Here is a 15,479-nt window from a genome sequence, read left to right as displayed (position 1 = left end):
TCATCGCTCAGGTCTATGGCTGGGACCTCTGCACAAGCGCCCACCCAAGATGACTTGCGAACTCGAGAGGGTGCGTGCGAGCGATGGTTACGAGGGCGAGCTTGCCGTGAGGAGCCGGGCTGCTGCGTCGACGATGGCTTCTGAATCGGATGATGAGACCACTTCCACGCCGAGTCGCTGCCAACCATCCTTGGCAATCTCGAACTGCGCTTCACCGTCTGACGTGGTCGGCGCAGTGAACACGGCGTTGATATCGACGTCGTGCGGGATGCTCACGCCGTCGTGACGCCCGCGACGGACGAGGGCTCCACCATCCTGACGGAGCAGCCCGAGCAGATAATTCCAAGCTTGGATCTGTGTCTGGAGGTGGCGGGTGTTCTTCACGTCGAACGCCCAGACTTGGGACATCTGATGGACAACGCCGTCCTTGACGGCGAAGTCAATCCCCGTCTCTTGTGCGCCGACAGAGGCTACGTGAAAACGTGCCACGTGGTGCACCAGTTCAGGCCGCAGATCAAAGGCGGCTCGGAGCTTGTGAACCACGGTAGTTCGGGAGCGGTGCCTCACATCAACATCAGAATCGACAACCATGAGCTCGAACGCCAGGTCCGCCGCTTCTTCTGACGTCGCCGCGAGGACCGGTCGCGACTCAGACAATTGAACCAGGTTGTTCATTCGGACTCGGAGGTCTTCGACTTCGCCCCGACCGAAGAGTTCCGATGGCTCGCTCGGGATCAGTGCCTCGACTGCATCGAGACGCGATGCGATCGAATCCTCGATCCTCCTGAGAAATGAATCTGTCAGACTTGCGAAACCGCCCAGGCGAGATGCTCGGCGCAGATTACTGACCCTACGGAACGACCAGTCGTCTCCCTTGCCCGCGATGACACCGATGTTCACGAACTCTCCGCGGATGGGGTCCGGAACATAGCGGATGACCCAGTAGTCGTATCGCATTTCAGACCCCCTTCACTGAAACGAGTCGGCTGACTCACGGAGTCGCTGCGACACAGTGGGCCGCCGCGCGTGGATGAACATGGCCAGGGCACGCAGGCTTTGATCTGATACGCCCGACTCTAGCGGCACGCTACCCATGATGTTCGCGAGATCAGTGCCGGTCAGCCCGTCGACGGCATCTGCGGCGCTTCTGAAGGCGCTGCCGTCGAGTCCTGCCGGCAGAGCCTCCTCTGGCCACGGCCAGTGCTTGTCTACTCGCTCCGCCAACAGGTCAGGCGACCAGTCAGCCTCAAGGCTGTCGAACCACAGACCGTGGTCGATTGACCAAACCTGATGATGCTCCGTGAGGTGATAGAGAAGCTGCAGATCTGTACCCAGGCACAGGTCCCAAAGGGCCAGGTAATGAGGAAAACGGTGGGAGTTGCCATCGCGCGCAACGCGCGTGATCGTTGTGTGCTCCTCCACATCATGGAGAAGTTCTGAAGCAAAGAAGGTGCCGGCCACCGGTCGCTCGCCGCCGATGTAGTAGTCCTCGACAAGCGCGGGATCGACATGGATCAGGGCCACCGGCCGGACAGGAGCGCCGATTAGTTGCCCGACCTGGGCAACGATCATCTTGTGGGCGAGGGACAGGCTTCCGTGCGGGTTGTCGGGCCACTTCAGCCAGTAACTCTTCCCGTTGTCAGCAACCGCCAAGATCGGCTTCGCCCCAGTAGAGGCATGCCGAATGAAGAGCTGTGCCGACGCCTCGACCGGCGCCCTGTGTGCGAGCGCCTTTATCAGGGCGGCGTCCGACCACGCGTCCCCTGGGGCTGTCATTCTGTCTCCTGTAAATCAGCACGTGAGCCGTGGTCGCCCAACCAAGTCAGCCGACTGAGCCTGATGGGTAATCCTGACAGTTGTTCGCCTGCTCGACCGTCAGAAATTGTCAGGCGGTCTGGCGTCGCCCTCTTGGACCGCTGAGTAGTCCCTCCACCGTAGGCATCCGCGCATCCGATGGTTCGTAGTCACGGTGGTAGTGGCGACGCTTGCTGTGATGTCGTCCGCTGGTCTGCCCAGGCTTCGACAAGTTCAGGTCAGCTCGCCGTCTGCCGGGAGTCCGGCTTAGGTCTGATCGCGAGGTACTCCGCCTTCCGCGCGCGGCGCGAGGCGGATGCTCGGTGGTGTGGGGAGGTTCGGCGGTGGAGGGGCCTTTCGGGAATTACCGGGGAGTCGCTAGGGTGAATCGTCATGACCACCGGGCGGAATGGGCAGCGTGCCAGCGCGCGTGCTCGTCGTCGTCGGAGTGGGCGGCACAGCCGGCGGAAGTCGCACAAGGCGCAGTGGTTCTCGGTGAGCGCGCTGGCGGTGCTGGGAGTCGTGATGGTGGTGCATCCGGATGCCACCAAGCAGAGCAGTCTGGCCGCTCAGTTCAGTGGCAGTGCTGTCGCGGCGAGTGAGCCGTCGCTGCCTCCGGTGGTGACGCCGACGCCTGTTCCGACGCCGACGGCAACGTTGACCACGCCGTTGCGCCCGGCACCTACCTTGACCCGGCAGCCCAAGGGGTCGAAGCCGAACGTGCTCGTCTCGACCGGGCGGCTGGCGGTGGTCCCGGGCTTCTCGAAGGCGACCGGTGAGCGGGACAAGCTCACGTATCGGGTCGAGATCGAGGAAGGGCTGTCCTTCAACGGAGCGGTCGTCGCCGCGGCCATCCACAAGACGCTGACGGACGCGCGCGGCTGGCAGGCGATTCACCCGGTCAGCTTCGAGCGGACCGACAAGGCCGACGTCGACCTCCGCATCATCGTCGCGACCCCGACGCTGACCGACAAGCTCTGCCTGCCGCTCGACACCGGCGGCGAGGTCTCCTGCCGCGTGGACGACCGGGTCGTGCTCAACGCCAAGCGCTGGATGTACGCTGTGCCCGCATACTCCGGCCAGGTCGACCTCTACCGCAGCTACCTCGTCAACCACGAGGTCGGCCACGCGCTCGGCCACGGCCACTCCACCTGCGCCAAGGCGAAGACGCCCGCGCCGGTGATGATGCAGCAGACCAAGGGCCTCGGCGGCTGCCTCCCGAACGCCTGGCCCACGATCAAGGCGACGTAGTACCTCCTGCTCGTGAGAACCTAGGCCGGAGAAGGTCCGATCGAGCCGAGGGAGCAGCGATGTCGTCACCTCAGTTCCCCACCTACGGCCGGGGCGACGACCCCGACGAGTCCGGCGAACAGGACCACTACGCCAAGCCGACCCCGTACGGCGGCAACACCTACGGCTCCAGCCCGTACCACGACCAGCCCCCGCCCGGCTCGTACGTCGCCCCACCCGAGCCCGGCGCCTACCAGGGTCAGCCGGGCCAGTACGGCGCCCCCGGCCCGTACAGCGAACCCCATCCCGGCCAGTACGGCGCACCAGGCGGACCGGGTGCACCAGGCGGACCAGGCGCAGCGGCACCGGGCCAGTACGGCGACCCGCAGTCCGCGTACAACCAGCCGCCCACCTACCGCCCGGGTCACCCGTACGGCCCCGCGGCGCACCCCCAGCAGCACGAGCTCCCGGCGTACGGTAGAGACTCCGCGCCTCGTGATCCCCGCGCGGCCCGGGTGCTGCTGCTCGCCACGATCATCGCAGCGGTCTACGGCCTCCTGGTCCTCTCGGTCCAGCGGGTGTCCCTCCGTGAGATCTCCCAAGCCCCGGGCTCGTCCCTGAACCACCCGCTCCGCACCGACGTCATCGACACGATCGGCCAACTCCTCATCCTCGTCGTCGGCGTCGCGGCCATCGTGATGTGGCTCCGTGACGTGATGAGCCGCCGGACGGCCGGGCAGCAACCGGACCCTGTCGAGCTCGGCGGACTCGGCCTGGTCGCCCTGTCGCTCATCCCGCTGCTGATCTGGATGGTGATGGTGCTCACCACCGGCATGGGTGCCATCGACGACTCCCTGCACCGCCTGCCCACGGCGTACGGCTGGGGCGGTGTCGGCCTGCTGCTCCTCGCTGTCGGGTTCGGGCTCGGCTACCGCGAGCTCAAGCCGGAGGTGTCGAACCCCGTGGTCAAGGCGGCTCCCGACCGCCCGCCCTGGGAATGACCACGCCGGTCGTCCTGGTTCCCGGGCTCGGACTCGGGCCGGAGTCGTACGCGCCCACCCTGCGCCACGTCGAGGCGCCGTACGAGGTCGTGACGCTCCCCGGGTACGGCAGCAAGGCACGCAGGGGTGTTGACCTCCACACCGAGGCACTGGCCGAGCGACTGGCGCAACGGCTGCCAGAGCGCGCCGTACTGGTCGGGCACTCGGCGAGTTGCCAGATCGTCGTAGCGGCCGCCCTCGCCCACCCCGGCCTCGCCAAGGCGCTGGTGCTCGTCGCGCCGAGCGGCGACGTCCGGGCGTCCGGCTGGCCGACACTGGCCGCCAGGTGGGCCCGTTCGGCTGTCTGGGACGACCCCCGGCTAGTGCCGACCCTGAGCCGCCAGTACTTCCGGACGAGCTTCCCGTCGATGGCCCGGGCCATGGAGGCCGCACGGCACTACGATCTGGCCGCGGCCGTCCGCAGGCTCCAGATACCGACGCTGGTCGTTCGCTCGGCGCACGACCGGATCGCCCCGCAGCGATGGATCCAGGAGGTCGCCGAGCTGTCCCACGGCGAGTCCTGGACGCTGCCGACCGGGTCCCACATGCCCGTGCTCACGAACGGCCCGGAGCTCGCGGCGTTCATCCACCGGTACGCGGGTGTATACAAAGCCGGGTAAGGCGTATCGTTGGCGCGGTAACCACCTCCGCGGGAGCTCGCGCCGATAGAGCGGGCTGAGAGGGCGACGAGCTGAGAACCAGCCGGGCCGCCGACCGCCTGAACCTGACCGGGTAATGCCGGCGTAGGGAGCAGGTCAGCCATGACCACAACTGCTGCACGCTCGACCAGTACCGACACCGAGGCGCCGCTCGTCCTCACCACGGATGCCCCGCGCACGCTCGGCTTCCTCGACCAGTTCACCCTCTGGGGCAACTTCGGGATCTCCTTGTTCGGCCCGGTCACCGGAGCGCTCGTCGCGGCGTACACGGGCTCGCTGGTGAAGGGCCTGCTCGCGGTCGTCGTCGGCTGCGGGATCGGCGCGCTGGTGCTCGGCGGCGCGGCCGTGTTCGGCTCGCAGACGGGTGCGCCGGCGATGGCCAGCCTGCGCGGATTGTTCGGGCGCCGCGGCTCGATGGCGCCGACCGTGCTCAACATCGCGCAGAACATCGGCTGGGCCACGATGGAGATCATCGTCATCTCCGCGGCCGCCGTGGCGGTGACGAGCGAGCGCTGGCGCTGGCTGTTCGTGATCCTGGCCGGCGTGATCGCCACCGCGATGGCCGTGCGACCGCTGGGCAGCGTCAAACTGCTCCGCAAGTTCATGGTCTGGCTGGTGCTGATCGCCTCGGTCTACTTGTTCGTCGCGGTGCTCAGGAAGCCGGTCCACGATCTCCCGCAGGACAGCGTGTTCGGCTTCTGGCCGGCCGTCGACCTGGCCGCCGCCGGGGTCGTCTCCTTCGCCCCGCTGGCCGCCGACTACACCCGGCACTCGCGGACGAACAAGGCCGCCTTCGCCGGTTCCGCCCTCGGCTACGGCCTCGCCGCGATGCTGTACTACGCACTCGGCGTACTGGCGGTCGCCACCCTGCAGACCAACAGCACCGACGTGATCACCGCACTGGTCACCTTGCCCGCGGGTGCGATCGCGTTGTTCGTGCTACTGGTTGACGAGGTGGACGAGGCCTACGCGAACGTCTACTCGACCACGATGGCCGCGCACAACCTGATCGGTCACCTGGACCGCCGGTGGATCTCCTTGGTGATCGGCGTGATCGCCACCGGGCTCGCGCTGCTGGTTGACCTGGGCAACTACACGCAGTTCCTCTATCTGATCGGTTCGGTGTTCATCCCGCTCTTCGCGGTCGCGATCGCGGACTTCTTCCTGGTCAGCAAGATGCGCTGGGATGTGTCCGATACCGCACGGTTCCGTTGGCCGCCCGCGCTGGCCTGGGTGTGTGGGTTCGTCGCCTACCAGTTGGTGAACCCCGGCACGGTGGAAGGCTGGTCGCCGTTCTGGATGGACCTCCAGTCGCGCCTGTTCAACGGTCAACCCGTCCCCGGCTGGCTCGGCGCGACGTACACCTCGATCATCATCTCGATGCTGGCTGCGATTCTCTTCGGCCGCCTGGGCAAGTCGCGGGCCAGATAACGCCTTCGCAGTTGTCTGGCACCCGGTACTGACAGTGACACCTCGGGGCCGGGATACTTGCGCAATGCTGAATTCTGCACTGCGCAGCCGGGCCGAGTACGAAGAACTCGGGGTCGAGGGGCTCGCCAGTCGCACCACGCCTGAACGTGACGCCGCCACCGTCGAGGCCGTCGAGGAACTCCTGGAAGGCCGGGAGTCCGTACTCGACCTGTGCTGTGGGTACGGCAGGATCAGCCTGCCGCTGAGGCGGGCGGGCAAGGTCGTGCGTGCGCTCGACATCTCCCCGAACCTGGTCGAGGCCGGCCGTGCGAAGGCGGCCGAGGAGGAACTGTCGATCGACTGGGCGATCGGCTCGATGACGGATCTGCCGTACAAGTCGGACTCGTTCGACGCCGTGATCTGCCTGTGGACCGCGTTCCACGAGTTGTTCTCCGAGGACGAGCAGATGTCGACGATCTGGGAGATCTCGCGCGTCTTGAAGCCGGGCGGTCTGGCGGTGATCGAGGGCCCGATCTGGGGTCCCGCGACGGCGTCCGAGATCGCGAACGGGCTCCGGCAGGGCCCGGAGCACCGGATCGTCACCACCGAGCACTTCGGTACGAGCAGCGTGCACTTCATCCACGACGAAGCCAGCTACGGACGGCTCTGCACTGCGGCGGGGATCAAGGACTACAAGGTCTACAAGCGCGAGTGGGGCGGGCGTCGGCGGTTGATCCTCGAGATTCGTGTTCCTGCTGGGGAATGATCGCTCGTACTGCGCTGCCGCGGCTGACCGTCGCGCGCACGTGCAGGTAGCTTCCATCCGCTAGCAGGTGCAGTCGACTGACCGCTGTCTGCGGGGCGGATGAAAGCAGTTGCGGTTGGGGTTGCTTGGCCCTGCCGCCTAGTGCTCCTGCGGTGACGCTTCCAGGAAATCCTTGATGGCAAGGGAAAGCTCGGTTGTTGCTGTGAGCATCGGTAGGTGGCCGGCGGGGATGGTCTTGGTGTCGGTGGGGTTGAGGTTGGTGATGTAGGTCTGTTGGAGGGACGGAGGGAACTCTTTGTCTTGGGTGGTTTGGAGGTAGGCGGTGTGGGCGGGGAAGTGGCGGGCGGGGACGGGGTCTCGGTAGAGGTGTTGGGATTCGGGCTTGAACTCGGCGACGATGCGGTCGGCCTGGGCGGGGTCGACGCCGCCGGTCAAGCCTGTGCGGATGGCTTTTTCGGGGGGTTTGGTGCCGGCAAGGCGCATGGCGAGGCTGATGATCAGCTTGTTCGGGAACGGTAGGGCTTTGAGGAAGGACTGGCCGGGCTTGGGGAAGGAGGCGGCGATGCCGAGGAGGGCGTCGACTCGCTCGGGCGCCTTGGCCAGGAGTTGGCTGGCGACGACACCGCCGATGGAGTGGGCGACGATGACGAATCGCTCGGGTGCCTCCGCCAGGACCTTGGTGGCGTAGTCCTGCAGCGTTCCCGTGTCCGGGTACGCGGCAACGGACGAGTCGGGGTGGGCGGCGCGGACGTCGTCCCAGATCCAGGCAGGGAGGCCGGCGCCACTGAGGAACAGCAGAGGTGAGGTCATGCGACCAACCTATTCGCCAAGACCGACAAGCAGAGGTCGGGTACTTTCACCGATCATGGCCTTCTCCCGATCGACCGATCCGCACCTCACGCTGCGCCGGATCGAGCGCCAGCACGCGCTCCCTTACCAATGGTGAGCGACGCCATTCATCAGGGCTGGATCCCCCTTACCGGCAAGGACAAACAAGAAGCAGGTCCCCACTCCACAATGGGGACCTGCTCCTTCTTGTCATCAGTATAAATGCTTGTCTCCGGTCAGCGGAAAACTCAGCTTTTCGATTCAAGATTCAGCAGAAAGCGTTTCGCGTCGAGTCCACCCGCGTACCCGGTGAGCGCCCCGCTCGCCCCGATCACCCGGTGGCAGGGCAGTACGACGCACAGTGGGTTCGCGCCCAGCGCAGTACCGACCGCGCGGGCCGCCTTCGGCCGGTCGATCTCACCGGCCAGCCGCCCGTACGTCGTAGTACGGCCGTAGCTGGTGTGACTCGGCAGGTCGCTGAGCACGAGCCGCTGGAAAGGCGTGGCCAGCGCGAGGTCCACCTCCAGGTCGAACTCGTGCCGCCGTCCGTCGAGGTACTCGTCCAGTTGCCGGCGTAGGTCGTCCAGCGCGGCGGGCTGGCGCAGTACTCGGGGGGAGATCGCACGAGCCAGCCGGGTCGTCATGGTCTCCTCGTCGCCGAAGGAACTGGCCACGACCCGGCCTGCGGCGGTAGCGAGCAGAAGGGTGCCGATCTGGGTGTCGTGCAGGGCATAGGAGACGTCCGCGGCGGGCAGTACCGGCGGCCTGCCGGATGCGGAGGTGAGACGGCTGAGCCGGCTCTCGAGGTCATTCATGGTCAACTCCGAGTTTGTTGCGCAAGGTCGCGAGCGCATCGCTGACGAGTCGGCGGGATGCGGCGGGCGTGGTGTCCAGAGCGGCGGCCACGCCATGGTGGTCCAGGTCGCCGACGTATTTGAGCGTGACGGCAAAACGCTGCCGTTCGGGGAGTTCGTTGACCGCCTGCCAGAGGTCCGGATCCGGCCACTCGGCGGATTCCGGGCCGTCGACCGCGACGGGCAGGCTCTCGTCCAGCGGGCTCTGTGGTCTGCGGGCGCGGTGCAGATCCGTGGCGCAGCGGGAGGTGATGGTGAGCAGCCAGCTGCGCAGATTCTTTGCCGAGGTGAGGTTCGGGTAGGCGGCGAAGGCTTTCTCCCAGGCGCGTTGGGCGACGTCATCACCGTCGACCGGTCCGGCCAGTGCGCGCGCCAGCCTCGCCACGTCACGCCAGTGCTCGTCGACGAGCGCCTGGAACGGCGGCAGCGAGACCCTCTCCGAAACCATCACGCCAGTAGAACGCACGCACCCTGCGAGATGTGAGGGCAACCCGACCGCGTGTCGTTCCAGCAACCGGTCAGTTTCGGACGGGTGTCCCGGATAGCGAGATTGTCTAGTTCTTCAGTCGACTTTGATGAGAGAGTCGTTGACATGACGAAGACCTGGCAGCCTGCGAGCGGACCGGTGGCCCCGAGCCACCACCGCGTGCTGCCCGATGACCTGCCGGTGCTGATCAGCCGTCTGCTGACCCGCCGCCGAGTGATCGACCAGATGCGCACGGCCAGCGCCACCTGTCGCTGATCACCCGCTGTCCCGGCGTGCCCCGTCAGGCGCCATCTGGCCTCGAGCCGCCGCCATCACCCCCTGACAAGCCGATGCCCTAGAGGTCCGGCTGCCAACCCCCATCCGCCCGGTCGCGGTGTCTTCGCCTGTCCGCTGCCGGTCGTCCCTGCCCCGTCCCGAGGGAGAGACATGTCCGTCCACGCGTTCAACCCTGCCCGAACGAGCCGCCCCGGCCTGACCGTCGTACCGGACCACGTCGAGGAGCGGGCGGTCGATGCCGACATCTTCCGTACCGTCTTCCGCCGGCACGCAGCCGGTGTCGTGGTGATCACCGCGGACGCGGGCCACGGCCCGGTCGGCTTCACCGCCACCTCGCTGGTGTCGGTCAGCCTGCTGCCGCCGCTGGTGTCGTTCTCGATCGCCACCACCGCGTCCAGCTGGCCGACCGTGCACCAGGCCGACAGCCTGGTGATCAACTTCCTCGACGCGGACCAGCACGCGATCGCCGGGGTGTTCGCCACCAGCGGCGTCGACCGGTTCGCCGAACCGACCCGCTGGTCCCGGCTGCGCTCCGGTGAACCCGTGCTGGACGACGCCCCGAGCTACCTGCGGGCTCTGGTCGAGCACCGCTTCGCAGTCGCCGATCACCACATCGTCGTGGCCCGGCTTGCCATCCACGCCGAGCGCCGCGAGCACGAGCCGTTGCTGTACCACGACGGCCGCTACGCGACCACGCACCGGCCCGCCTGAACCCCTGTCTGGAAGAAGCTCATGCCCAAGAAGAAGTCCTTTCTCGTCCTGGCCGCCGCCTTGTCGGCACTGACCGTTCTGTCCGGCTGCGGCGGTGACGCCGAGGCCGGCGGCGGCCCGAAGCTCGCACTCGACGCGGCGCTGCCGACCGAAGTACCGGACGGCGTCAAGATCGTGGTCGGCGATCCGGCCACCCAGAAGGCCCTGGAGCTGTCGGGGCAGCTCGACAAGGTCTCCAAGTTCGTCCAGTTCGCGAACCTCAGCGGTGGACCACAGACCACCGAGGCGTTCCGGGCGAAGGCGCTGGACCTCGGCTCGGTGGCGGAGATCCCGCCGATCCACGCCACCTGGACCGGCCTGCACGTGAAGATCGTGGCCTCCAAGTTCCGCCAGGACGCGATCAACCACCCCATCTACCAGCTCGGCATCGCGCCCGGAGTACAGGTGAAGTCGCTGGCAGACCTGCGGGGCAAGAAGATCGCTTACAGCCCGGGCCAGGCGCAGGGCGCGCTCGTGCTCAAGGTGCTGAAGAAGGCCGGGCTGACCAAGGACGACGTCAAGTTCGTCGAGCTTCCGAGCACCGGCGACGTCTACTCGAACGCGCTGGCCGCCAAGCAGGTCGACGTCGCGCCGATCGGCGGCGTCCAGATCAAGCGGTACCTGACGAAGTACGGCAAGGACGGCGCCAGCACCATCCAGCACGGGATCAGGGACGACGCCGGCCACCTCTACGGGCCGACCGAGTCGCTTGAGGACGCCGGCAAGGCCGCCGCGATCAGGGCGTACGTCGCCGCCTGGGGTGTCGCCCAGGAGTGGATCGACAAGCACCCGAAGGAATGGATCGAGGGCTACTACGTCAAGGACCAGGGCCTCACCACCGCCGACGGCGAGTGGCTGGTCGAGAACGCCGGACATCCGGAGATCAGCGCTGACTGGAGCGAAGCGATCAAGCGGCAGCAGGAGACGATCGAGCTGCTCGCCAAGGAGACCGGCAACAAGGTGATCCAGGCCGCGGACCTCTACGACCTGCGCTTCCAGAGCGTGGCCTCCGACGCGATCAAGGCGGCAGCGAAATGACTCAACTGGCAACCCTTCCAGGGGTTCGCGCCGAGCGGGACCAGACCGCCGTCGCAACTCCCGTACGCCGCCGGCGCCGGCTCGGGCCGGGCAAGCCGATCAGGTTCGGCGCCGCGATCGGCCCGGTCCTGCTGCTGGGCGTGTGGAGTATCGGCTCCGCCACCGGCTGGCTCGATCCGCGGGTGCTCTCGGCGCCCTGGACTGTGGTCACCACGACCGGCGACCTGATCGCCGACGGCCGGCTCCAGTCGAACCTGCTGACGTCGGCCCAGCGAGCCTTCGTCGGCCTCGGCCTCGGTATCGCGCTCGGCACCGTCCTCGCGCTGCTGTCCGGCCTGAGCCGGTTCGGCGAGGCGGTCCTGGACGGCCCGATCCAGATCAAGCGGGCGATCCCGTCGCTCGCGCTGCTGCCGCTGCTGATCCTCTGGCTCGGCATCGGCGAATCGATGAAGATCACCACCATCACGCTCGGCGTCTTCGTGCCGATCTACATCCACACCCACAACGGTCTGCGCACCATCGACAGCCGGTACGTCGAGCTCGCCGAGACCGTCGGGTTGTCGCGCTGGGAGTTCATCCGCCGGGTGGTCCTGCCGGGCGCGCTGCCCGGGTTCCTGCTCGGTCTGCGGTTCGCGGTCACCGGCGCGTGGCTGGCCCTCGTGGTGGTCGAGCAGATCAATTCCACCAGCGGCATCGGCTACATGATGGAGCTGGCCCGCACCTACGGACAGACCGACATCATCATCGTCGGCCTGGTCCTCTACGGCGTGCTCGGCCTGCTGTTCGACGGAGCCGTCCGACTGATCCAGAGGAAGGCACTGTCATGGCGACGCACGCTGGCGGACTGACACTCGAGAAAACCGCCGTCGAGGTTCGCGGCCTGGTCCGCAAGTACGGCGAACGCGCGGTGCTCGACGGAGTCGACCTGGCAATCCAGCCAGGGGAGTTCGTTGCCCTGCTGGGAAAGAGCGGCTCCGGCAAGAGCACGCTGCTGCGAGCCTTGGCCGGGCTCGACTACGACGTGGACGGCAGCGGCGAACTCGCAGTACCGGCGAATGTGTCGGTGGTCTTCCAGGACTCCAGGTTGTTGCCCTGGGCACGGGTGCTCGACAACGTCGCACTGGGTCTGCGTGCAGCTGACGAGCGTGGACGGGAGAGTCTGGCCGAGGTGGGACTGGCCGGGCGGGAGCAGGCTTGGCCGAACGAGTTGTCCGGCGGTGAGCAGCAGCGGGTCGCGTTGGCGCGGTCGCTCGTGCGGGAGCCGGTGTTGCTGCTGGCGGACGAGCCGTTCGGGGCGCTCGATGCGTTGACCCGGCTGAAGATGCACGTCCTGCTCCGCAAACTCTGCGCCGCGCACCAACCCGCAGTACTGCTGGTCACGCACGACGTCGACGAGTCGATCGTGCTGGCCGACCGGGTGATCGTCCTCGACGAGGGGCGGATCGTGGCCGAGGAGCCGATCGATCTCGCCGAGCCGCGCAGCCCTGCCGATCCCGGGTTCACCGCCGTCCGTTCCATTCTTCTAGACGCTTTGGGAGTGTCGCTGTGAGCCGTCACCTGCATCTGAACGCGTTCCTGATGAGCACCGGGCACCACGAGGCATCCTGGCGGCTGCCGGAGAGCAACCCGGTGGCGAACACGGACGTCGCGCACTACCAGAACCTGGCGCGGATCGCGGAGCGCGGCAAGTTCGACTCGGTCTTCTTCGCGGACTCGCCGGTGCTCATCGGCGACGTCGGCCGGCGCCCGGCCGGATCACTCGAGCCGACCGTGCTACTGACGGCGATCGCGGCCGCCACGGAGAAGGTCGGGCTGATCGCGACCGCCTCAACGACGTACAACGATCCCTTCAACCTGGCTCGCCGGTTCGCGAGCGTGGATCACGTGAGCGGTGGACGGGCCGGCTGGAACGTCGTCACCACGGCCGGGCCGGAGGCGGCGTTGAACTTCAACCTGGCCGACCAGCCCGCCCACGCACAGCGGTACGACCGGGCGGCGGAGTTCCTAGAGGTCGCCTACCGGCTGTGGGACTCGTGGGAGGACGACGCGACGTTGGCCGACAAGGAGAGCGGGGTCTGGGGCGACAACGCCAAGGTCCACCCGATCGATCACGTCGGGCGGCACTTCCAGGTCCGCGGGCCGCTGAACCTGCCCCGGTCACCGCAGGGTCATCCGCTGATCGTCCAGGCGGGCTCCTCGGAGGACGGCAAGGGCCTGGCCGCTCGCTATGCCGAGGCCGTGTTCACGGCGCAACAGACGTTGGAGGATGCGCAAGCGTTCTATGCCGACCTGAAGGCGCGGACCGCCGCGCTTGGTCGGGATCCGTCGTCTTTGAAGATCCTTCCGGGCATCGTGCCGGTGATCGGTGGAACCGAGGAGGAGGCGTTGCGGCTGGAGCGGGAGTTGGATGAGCTGATCAGGCCCGAGTACGCGCGGCAACAACTGGCCAAAACGCTGCGGGTACGGCCGGAGGACCTGCCGTTCGACCAGCAGTTGCCGGCGGACCTGCCCGACGAAGACGAGATCGAGAGCGCGAAGAGCCGCTACACGCTGATCGTCACTCTGGCCCGCCGGGAGAAGCTGACCGTGCGCCAGTTGATCGGCCGGCTGGGTGGTGGACGCGGACACCGAACCTTCAGCGGTACGCCGGAACAGGTCGCCGACGCAATCGTCGAATGGTTCAACGCCGACGCCGCCGACGGCTTCAACATCATGCCCGCAGTACTACCTTCGGGCCTGGAGGCGTTCGTAGACCACGTGGTCCCGATCCTCCAGCAACGCGGCCTGTTCCGCACGGATTACACAGGCACGACGTTGCGAGACCACTACGGCCTGGCCCGCCCACCCTCGCAGTACGAACAGCTCCAGCGGCTGGCCACGGTCTGAACCCACAGCATCCGAGATAGCCGGCAGACCATCTAAACCACAAACCCCGTTCATTCGGTTCTCTTCACCCGTCAGGCAACGGTCGCCCGGACCGCCGACCCGCACGAGGGTGAAAAGGACCGAATGAACGGAACTTGTACCACCACCATCGGACGCTGACCTACCGAACCCGCACCACCAGTTTCCCAACCGCCGACCCAGCCTCCATCACCCGATGAGCCTCGACGATCTCCTCGAACGCGAACACCCGATCAAGCCGGATCGGAAGCTTGCCTTCAGCAACCAGGTCCACATACCGCTGGAAGTCCGCCGCCGGCAGATCGCTGCTCTCCCCGCCGTACCCCGTCAACCGCACCCCGTTCGGCAGATACCCGATCGGATAGAAGTCCGGGATCGTCCACTGGTCACTCAACATCCCGGTAAAACAAACGGTCCCATGCACCTTCGTACTCCGAAGGGTGTCCGGCAGCACGTTGGTACCAACCAGCTCGAGCGCCGCATCCACACCTTCCGGCACGATCTCCCGCACCTTCTCCGCAACGTTGCCATCGTCAACCAACGGATGATCGACGCCGAGCCCTCGCAGCATCTCCACCCGCCCCGGATTCCGCGTGGTCGAGAACACCGTCAGCCCGAACTCCTTGGCCAACACAGCCGCCGCCACCCCGACGGACGATGTACCGCCCCGCACAAGCAACGTCTGCCCGGGCCGGATCCCCAGCCCGGTGTGCAGCGACCCGTGCGCCGTCTGCAGCATCTCCGGCAACGCCCCGAGCATCGCCCAGTCGAGGTCCGTCTGCACCGGCAGCACCGAACTCACCGGCACCACCGTGTACTCCGCGTACCCGCCGTCGAACTCCCGCCCCATCCCACCCATCATCGCGACCACCTGCTGCCCGACCGCGAACTCCCCACCCGGCGCCAGATCCACCGTCCCCACCGCCTCGATCCCCGGCACGATCGGAAACCGGGCGTTGGTCGCCAACCCGGCCCGCAAGTGATACTCCGACCGATTCAGCCCGAACGCCTCAACCCGAATCCGAACCCACCCAGCCTCCACCCCAGGCACCCCCACCTCGCGGATCCGAAGCACCTCCGGCCCACCCGGCCCCTCCAACACCACAGCCCGCATAGTCGTCTCCACCCCCCAAGTCTCCGCCCCCCAACCCCCAACCCGTCCACGAACCGCCCCAACCCCCACCCGCCCACCGGCAACCCCGCCGCCCAACTCCCACCACCCCCCGGCACCCGAGGGCTGTCGCCTGCCGCCGACCCCCGGCTCCTGTGCGACATGCGCGCGGCCCGCCCACCGTGCCGCCCCGGGCCCGCGAGCCAGCGGGCCAACCCGGCTACTCAGCGGCCGAGACGGGTCTGTCTAGTTTTCGGTGTAACTGTTGATCTCTGGGTTACTTGCGTCCGGCGGACAGTCGCCCGTCGAAGGTGATCTCGAAGGCGTTCAAC

17 protein-coding genes and 1 riboswitch are annotated in these 15,479 nt (G+C 67.2%); of the genes, 11 read left to right on the top strand and 6 right to left on the bottom strand.

All coding sequences use genetic code 11. The features are described 5' to 3' along the window. Window positions 1-87: 87 nt before the first annotated feature. Window positions 88-957: a DUF3037 domain-containing protein gene (locus EV648_RS17935; protein ID WP_132292503.1), complete on the bottom strand. Its 870-nt coding sequence runs from the start codon at window positions 955-957 to the stop codon at window positions 88-90. A 12-nt stretch (window positions 958-969) separates the two neighbouring features. After that, a complete protein-coding gene (locus EV648_RS17930; RefSeq protein ID WP_132292500.1) occupies window positions 970-1,776 on the bottom strand; it encodes a hypothetical protein in 807 nt (268 codons plus the stop codon). Between the two features lie 411 nt (window positions 1,777-2,187). Between EV648_RS17930 and EV648_RS17925 the strand changes: the two genes are divergently transcribed. The 5 genes from EV648_RS17925 (at window position 2,188) to EV648_RS17900 (ending at window position 6,899) form a co-directional block, all read left to right on the top strand. After that, a complete protein-coding gene (locus tag EV648_RS17925) occupies window positions 2,188-3,045 on the top strand; it encodes a DUF3152 domain-containing protein (RefSeq protein WP_132292497.1) in 858 nt (285 codons plus the stop codon). Between the two features lie 59 nt (window positions 3,046-3,104). Then, window positions 3,105-4,025: a hypothetical protein gene (locus EV648_RS42645; protein ID WP_158294013.1), complete on the top strand. Its 921-nt coding sequence runs from the start codon at window positions 3,105-3,107 to the stop codon at window positions 4,023-4,025. Next, window positions 4,022-4,684 carry an alpha/beta fold hydrolase gene (locus tag EV648_RS17910; protein ID WP_132292488.1) on the top strand — a complete coding sequence of 221 codons (663 nt, stop codon included), beginning with the start codon at window positions 4,022-4,024 and terminating at the stop codon, window positions 4,682-4,684. The genes EV648_RS42645 and EV648_RS17910 overlap by 4 nt, the downstream gene beginning before the upstream one ends. A gap of 19 nt (window positions 4,685-4,703) precedes the next feature. Continuing rightward, window positions 4,704-4,831, top strand: a riboswitch (TPP riboswitch). After that, window positions 4,826-6,154: a cytosine permease gene (locus EV648_RS17905; RefSeq protein WP_132292485.1), complete on the top strand. Its 1,329-nt coding sequence runs from the start codon at window positions 4,826-4,828 to the stop codon at window positions 6,152-6,154. Its footprint overlaps the riboswitch before it by 6 nt. Window positions 6,155-6,218: 64 nt before the next feature. After that, window positions 6,219-6,899 carry a class I SAM-dependent methyltransferase gene (locus EV648_RS17900; RefSeq protein WP_132292482.1) on the top strand — a complete coding sequence of 227 codons (681 nt, stop codon included), beginning with the start codon at window positions 6,219-6,221 and terminating at the stop codon, window positions 6,897-6,899. A gap of 138 nt (window positions 6,900-7,037) precedes the next feature. On the opposite strand, the gene EV648_RS17895 is transcribed toward EV648_RS17900, so the two are convergent. From EV648_RS17895 to EV648_RS17885, 3 genes are all read right to left on the bottom strand, one after another. Beyond that, the gene (locus EV648_RS17895) at window positions 7,038-7,709 is read right to left on the bottom strand and encodes an alpha/beta fold hydrolase (protein ID WP_132292479.1); all 672 of its coding nucleotides are present in this window, start codon (window positions 7,707-7,709) and stop codon (window positions 7,038-7,040) included. 266 nt (window positions 7,710-7,975) lie between these two features. Next, complete coding sequence (locus EV648_RS17890) at window positions 7,976-8,542, bottom strand: methylated-DNA--[protein]-cysteine S-methyltransferase (RefSeq protein ID WP_132292476.1); 567 nt, start codon at window positions 8,540-8,542, stop codon at window positions 7,976-7,978. Further along, entirely contained in the window at window positions 8,535-9,029 is a 495-nt protein-coding gene (locus EV648_RS17885; protein WP_132292473.1) for an RNA polymerase sigma factor, read from the bottom strand. Before EV648_RS17885 ends, EV648_RS17890 begins: the two co-directional genes overlap by 8 nt. A gap of 144 nt (window positions 9,030-9,173) precedes the next feature. On the opposite strand from EV648_RS17885, the gene EV648_RS42640 reads away from it, so the two are divergent. The 6 genes from EV648_RS42640 (at window position 9,174) to EV648_RS17860 (ending at window position 14,018) form a co-directional block, all read left to right on the top strand. Then, window positions 9,174-9,323 (top strand): hypothetical protein, encoded by a 150-nt coding sequence (locus EV648_RS42640; RefSeq protein WP_158294012.1) that lies wholly within the window; start codon window positions 9,174-9,176, stop codon window positions 9,321-9,323. A gap of 171 nt (window positions 9,324-9,494) precedes the next feature. Continuing rightward, window positions 9,495-10,055: a flavin reductase family protein gene (locus tag EV648_RS17880; protein WP_132292470.1), complete on the top strand. Its 561-nt coding sequence runs from the start codon at window positions 9,495-9,497 to the stop codon at window positions 10,053-10,055. Window positions 10,056-10,076: 21 nt separating this feature from the next. Next, window positions 10,077-11,132 (top strand): ABC transporter substrate-binding protein, encoded by a 1,056-nt coding sequence (locus EV648_RS17875; RefSeq protein ID WP_132292467.1) that lies wholly within the window; start codon window positions 10,077-10,079, stop codon window positions 11,130-11,132. Beyond that, the gene (locus tag EV648_RS17870) at window positions 11,129-11,980 is read left to right on the top strand and encodes an ABC transporter permease (RefSeq protein ID WP_132292464.1); all 852 of its coding nucleotides are present in this window, start codon (window positions 11,129-11,131) and stop codon (window positions 11,978-11,980) included. The genes EV648_RS17875 and EV648_RS17870 overlap by 4 nt, the downstream gene beginning before the upstream one ends. Continuing rightward, complete coding sequence (locus tag EV648_RS17865; protein WP_132292461.1) at window positions 11,956-12,681, top strand: ABC transporter ATP-binding protein; 726 nt, start codon at window positions 11,956-11,958, stop codon at window positions 12,679-12,681. Before EV648_RS17870 ends, EV648_RS17865 begins: the two co-directional genes overlap by 25 nt. Then, window positions 12,678-14,018 carry an LLM class flavin-dependent oxidoreductase gene (locus EV648_RS17860; RefSeq protein WP_206751946.1) on the top strand — a complete coding sequence of 447 codons (1,341 nt, stop codon included), beginning with the start codon at window positions 12,678-12,680 and terminating at the stop codon, window positions 14,016-14,018. Before EV648_RS17865 ends, EV648_RS17860 begins: the two co-directional genes overlap by 4 nt. Window positions 14,019-14,178: 160 nt before the next feature. On the opposite strand, the gene EV648_RS17855 is transcribed toward EV648_RS17860, so the two are convergent. After that, entirely contained in the window at window positions 14,179-15,150 is a 972-nt protein-coding gene (locus tag EV648_RS17855; protein ID WP_206751945.1) for a zinc-binding alcohol dehydrogenase family protein, read from the bottom strand. Window positions 15,151-15,479: the final 329 nt, after the last annotated feature.

Source organism: Kribbella sp. VKM Ac-2568, assembly GCF_004345365.1.
Lineage (GTDB): Bacteria > Actinomycetota > Actinomycetes > Propionibacteriales > Kribbellaceae > Kribbella > Kribbella orskensis.
The sequence above is the reverse complement of the archived record's forward strand: the minus strand, read 5'-3'. Positions and strand labels throughout refer to the sequence as shown.

What these genes read in the sequence shown, in the direction of transcription:
- EV648_RS17935 (WP_132292503.1), bottom strand. Translation starts at nt 957, where the DNA reads ATGCGATACGACTACTGGGTCATCCGCTATGTTCCGGACCCCATCCGC.
- EV648_RS17930 (WP_132292500.1), bottom strand. Translation starts at nt 1,776, where the DNA reads ATGACAGCCCCAGGGGACGCGTGGTCGGACGCCGCCCTGATAAAGGCG.
- EV648_RS17925 (WP_132292497.1), top strand. Translation starts at nt 2,188, where the DNA reads ATGACCACCGGGCGGAATGGGCAGCGTGCCAGCGCGCGTGCTCGTCGT.
- EV648_RS42645 (WP_158294013.1), top strand. Translation starts at nt 3,105, where the DNA reads ATGTCGTCACCTCAGTTCCCCACCTACGGCCGGGGCGACGACCCCGAC.
- EV648_RS17910 (WP_132292488.1), top strand. Translation starts at nt 4,022, where the DNA reads ATGACCACGCCGGTCGTCCTGGTTCCCGGGCTCGGACTCGGGCCGGAG.
- EV648_RS17905 (WP_132292485.1), top strand. Translation starts at nt 4,826, where the DNA reads ATGACCACAACTGCTGCACGCTCGACCAGTACCGACACCGAGGCGCCG.
- EV648_RS17900 (WP_132292482.1), top strand. Translation starts at nt 6,219, where the DNA reads ATGCTGAATTCTGCACTGCGCAGCCGGGCCGAGTACGAAGAACTCGGG.
- EV648_RS17895 (WP_132292479.1), bottom strand. Translation starts at nt 7,709, where the DNA reads ATGACCTCACCTCTGCTGTTCCTCAGTGGCGCCGGCCTCCCTGCCTGG.
- EV648_RS17890 (WP_132292476.1), bottom strand. Translation starts at nt 8,542, where the DNA reads ATGAATGACCTCGAGAGCCGGCTCAGCCGTCTCACCTCCGCATCCGGC.
- EV648_RS17885 (WP_132292473.1), bottom strand. Translation starts at nt 9,029, where the DNA reads ATGGTTTCGGAGAGGGTCTCGCTGCCGCCGTTCCAGGCGCTCGTCGAC.
- EV648_RS42640 (WP_158294012.1), top strand. Translation starts at nt 9,174, where the DNA reads ATGACGAAGACCTGGCAGCCTGCGAGCGGACCGGTGGCCCCGAGCCAC.
- EV648_RS17880 (WP_132292470.1), top strand. Translation starts at nt 9,495, where the DNA reads ATGTCCGTCCACGCGTTCAACCCTGCCCGAACGAGCCGCCCCGGCCTG.
- EV648_RS17875 (WP_132292467.1), top strand. Translation starts at nt 10,077, where the DNA reads ATGCCCAAGAAGAAGTCCTTTCTCGTCCTGGCCGCCGCCTTGTCGGCA.
- EV648_RS17870 (WP_132292464.1), top strand. Translation starts at nt 11,129, where the DNA reads ATGACTCAACTGGCAACCCTTCCAGGGGTTCGCGCCGAGCGGGACCAG.
- EV648_RS17865 (WP_132292461.1), top strand. Translation starts at nt 11,956, where the DNA reads ATGGCGACGCACGCTGGCGGACTGACACTCGAGAAAACCGCCGTCGAG.
- EV648_RS17855 (WP_206751945.1), bottom strand. Translation starts at nt 15,150, where the DNA reads ATGCGGGCTGTGGTGTTGGAGGGGCCGGGTGGGCCGGAGGTGCTTCGG.